The organism is Micromonospora sp. NPDC049799, from assembly GCF_040656655.1.
Classification (GTDB): domain Bacteria; phylum Actinomycetota; class Actinomycetes; order Mycobacteriales; family Micromonosporaceae; genus Micromonospora.
The window spans coordinates 1-3,551 of record NZ_JBFAMU010000504.1 but is presented as its reverse complement, the minus strand read 5'-3'; the positions used below and the strand labels follow the sequence as shown (position 1 = coordinate 3,551).

The 3,551-nt window shown below is 74.2% G+C and carries 4 protein-coding genes; 1 reads left to right on the top strand and 3 read right to left on the bottom strand.

Annotation, left to right across the window (positions count from 1 at the left end):
* Positions 1 to 747: 747 nt before the first annotated feature.
* On the bottom strand, positions 748 to 1,557 hold the full coding sequence (locus AB0I76_RS25285; RefSeq protein WP_357040205.1) for a DNA-formamidopyrimidine glycosylase family protein: 810 nt from the start codon (positions 1,555 to 1,557) through the stop codon (positions 748 to 750).
* Between the two features lie 110 nt (positions 1,558 to 1,667).
* Between AB0I76_RS25285 and AB0I76_RS25280 the strand changes: the two genes are divergently transcribed.
* Entirely contained in the window at positions 1,668 to 2,906 is a 1,239-nt protein-coding gene (locus tag AB0I76_RS25280; protein ID WP_357040202.1) for a hypothetical protein, read from the top strand.
* Between the two features lie 5 nt (positions 2,907 to 2,911).
* On the opposite strand, the gene AB0I76_RS25275 is transcribed toward AB0I76_RS25280, so the two are convergent.
* Positions 2,912 to 3,133, bottom strand: a complete 222-nt coding sequence (locus AB0I76_RS25275) for a CPCC family cysteine-rich protein (RefSeq protein ID WP_357040208.1) — start codon at positions 3,131 to 3,133, stop codon at positions 2,912 to 2,914.
* Between the two features lie 97 nt (positions 3,134 to 3,230).
* The coding region (locus tag AB0I76_RS25270; RefSeq protein WP_357040199.1) for an SAM hydroxide adenosyltransferase at positions 3,231 to 3,551 on the bottom strand (321 nt) is incomplete at its 5' end.

Genomic DNA, 3,551 nt, shown 5'->3' with positions numbered 1-3,551 from the left:
GTCCGGCGGCTCCTCGGCGCGGCGGGCGGCGGGTACGGCCGTGGGGGGCACGTGACCGTCGGCGGCCTCGCGGTCGGCACCGGCCGCCTGGTTCGGGCGGGTCACCCGCAGTCGGCGGAACATGTCCATGGCTCTCCCCGAGGTCGGGGCGCGGTGACCGCCACTCCGGCGTGGCGGTCCCGGTCGCGCTGACGATGCGTGAGCACTCAAGCGCAGCATGTACCGGGGTGGGGGCGTGAAGGAAGTACCCAATCGTCCGTATCCGTGGAGTCCCTCCGTTGCCTCGGAGTGTCCAGGCCGACACGCCGCCGGTGAACCGGGCGTCACCTGTGGCGCGGACGCCGACCATGGCCGCAGCGCGGTGGTCGCGTCGTGCTCCGGAGGGTCGGTGCCCGTCGGCGAGGAACCAGCCTGCGAGCCGAGCCCTGCCTCACGACGGTCACTTGAGGTAGCGAACGTGGCTGATCACTCAGTGTGACTAGGCGTCTCTCCCCGCGCTCGCCCCTCGCGCCCACTTTGCTCTGCACCCTGGTATGCACCACGGCGCTGAGCTGCTGTTGCGTGCGTCGCCGCCGACTCCGGTGCCGCCTACGCGAGTACAGAGGGTAAGTGGCGCGTATCAGGGTGCAGAGCAAAGTGGCGGGAGCGGATGGTTGACCCGGGAGCTCTTCTCACCCTTCGTGACGGCGGGCGGGCGGCGGCCGTCGCCCCTCGCCCCGGCGGTCGCCGGCCCGGTGCCGTTCCGCGTCAGCCCGGTCGGGTGGCGGGGTGCTCCGGTTGGCAGACCGGGCACCAGTAGGTCACGCGCTCGCCCAACTCCTCCTTGCGGATCGCGGTGCCGCAGCGGCGGCAGGGCTGGGCCCGGCGGCCGTACACGTAGCTGGTCCGGCCCCGGTGCAGGGACCCGGTGGTGCTCTGCGTCCACCGGCCCCGGTTGGCGGCCAGCAGCTTCTGCGCCAGGGTCACCGTGCCGGCGAGGTCCGGGACCGCACCGACCGGCGTCCACGGCGAGATGCCGCGCAGGAACAGCACCTCGCACTTGTACAGGTTGCCGACCCCGGCCAGGTTGCGCTGGTCGAGCAGCGCCTCGCCGATGGTGGTGTCCGGGTGGGCGGCCAGCCGGCGTACCGCCTCGTCTGCGTCCCAGTCCGGGCCGAGCAGGTCCGGCCCAAGATGGCCGACGAGGGTGTGCTCCTCGGCCGTCGGCACCAGGGCCAGCTCGTGCAGGTGGTAGCCGACGGCGACCGCCGTCGCGCTGCGCAGGACCACGCGGATCAGGTGCGCCGGGCGGGCGGACCAGCGCTCACCCGAGGCGTACGCCCGCCAGGCCCCCTCCATCCGCAGGTGCGAGTGCAGGGTCCGCTGCTCGGCCGTCTCCGGGGCGGCGAGGCGCAGGAGCAGGTGCTTGCCGCGGCTCGCCGATTCGCGCACCGTCCAGCCGGCGAGGTCGGTGGCGGCGAGCTGGGGCACCCGGAAGTCGCTGCCGGTGAGCCGTACGCCGGCGAGCGCCCGGTGCAGGACGCGGGCGGTGTTCCAGACGGTGTCGCCTTCGGGCACCTCGCCATTCTCCCTCCCGCGAGCCATATTCGCATGTGTCGCTATTTGTACCGAGGTTCCCCTCGAACTACCGACAACGGCACTATCAGGGAGTTCTGAGGAGAATGCCCATGAGTCGTACCCGACGACCTGTTCGCCCCGCCGGCCTCGCCGCCATCCTCGCTCTCGCCCTGCTCCCACTCGCCGCGCCCGGCGCGCCCGCCTCGGCCGCCCCCGCCGGTGTCGACCCGTGGGCCACCGATCTCTCCGTCGTCGACGCCGACGACGTCAACGTCCGCCACACCCGTGCCGGGCTCCGCCTGGCCGATCTCCGGCCCGCGTCGACCCCCGCGGGGCGCAGCCCGCACAGCGCGGTGGCCGAGGGGCTGTTCGTCGCCGCCCCGTACCGCCTCGCCCGGCCCGCCACCCGGGTCCGCGCCGAGGTCACGGCCCGCGTACCGGACGGCGCCACCGTGGAGGCCCAGGTACGCGGTTGGCGGGCCACCGGCTGGACCGAGTGGCGGACGGCCACGACGGGTGCCGTCTTCGACCGGCCGGTCACCCGGGTCCAGCTCCGCGTGGTGCTCACCGCCGCCGCCGGGGCCACCGCGCAGGTACGCGCCGTACGCCTCACCGCCGACAGCGCCGCCGTCGCACCCACCGCCGTCTCCGGCGCCACGCCCGGCCTGGTGTACCGGGTGTACGCCACCCGGGTCGGTCTGGTCGGCGGGCTGACGGCCAACGGGCACACCATCGTGCCGCGCGACCACTTCGTGGCGCTGCCGTCCCGGCGCGGCCTGGCACCGCTCAACACCGGCGACTACACGGTACGGGTCTGCACCACCACCGGCAGCCGGTGCGAGTACGCCCCGGTCTGGGACGTCGGCCCCTGGAACACCCGGGACGACTACTGGAACATCAGCGCCGTCCGGGAGAACTGGAAGGACCTGCCGCAGGGCCGGCCCGAGGCGCAGGCGGCCTACCAGTACGGCTACAACGGCGGGCGGGACCAGTTCGGCCGGACCGTGCTCAACCCGGCGGGCATCGACCTCGCCGACGGCACCTTCTGGGACGGGTTGCGGCTCACCGACAACGCCTGGGTCGACGTGGCGTACCTGTGGACCGGTGCGGGCCCGCGCGGCGTGGTCGGCGACGGCCCGCTGAACATCCGCACCGGCGCCAGCACCGCGTACGCGACCCGTGGGCTCGCCGCCCGGTACGCGCACGTGCCGATCCAGTGCTACGTGATCGGGCAGTCCGTCGCCGGCCCGTACCGGACGACCAGCCGTTGGAACCGGCTCGCCACCGGGCAGTTCGTCAGCCACGCGTACATCTCGGCGGTGTACGGCGGCACGGTGCCGGTCTGCTGACCGCGTCAGACGCGCTCGTCGGGGCGGGCCGGGCGGACCATGTCCTGGTAGCGGGGGTGGCTCGCGCCGTAGACCGCGAAGTTGAGGCGGGCGTGGGTCAGGCTGAGGTCACCGTTCGGGCCGCCGCGCACCGCGTCGGCGTCGGTGTCGCCCTGGCCGTCGTCGGTCCAGAAGCACACCGGGCACGTGCCACCCCCGGTCCGCGCGCCGCAGCAGGGACAGGGCACCGGAACCCATCGCTCACCCACCCCGGCAGCATTCCACAGTTCGTCGGGGGGTGCGGGTCCGGGAGCCGCACCGTTTCAGCCCTCGGTCCGAAGGGGATCAGCCGGCCACCACCCGCACCAGATCGCCGGGCGACGCGTCCAGCACGTCCACCGCCCGGCCCCGGTTCACCGCGACCGCCACCAGTCCGGCCGAGTCCGAATGCACCACCAGGGCGCCCGGTGCGGCGTCGCCGAACGTCCGCCCGCGTACCGCCGGCCGGTCGTTGACCCGCACCCGGTGCGGCAGCGGGTCCAGCAGGGAGGCCGGGGCGGCGAGCTGCACGTTGCCGAAGTGGTCCACGGTGAGCACCTCGGCGGTGAACCCGTCCGCCGACGGCCGGACCACCGGCGCCGGCGTCCGCACCAGGCTGCCCGGGTC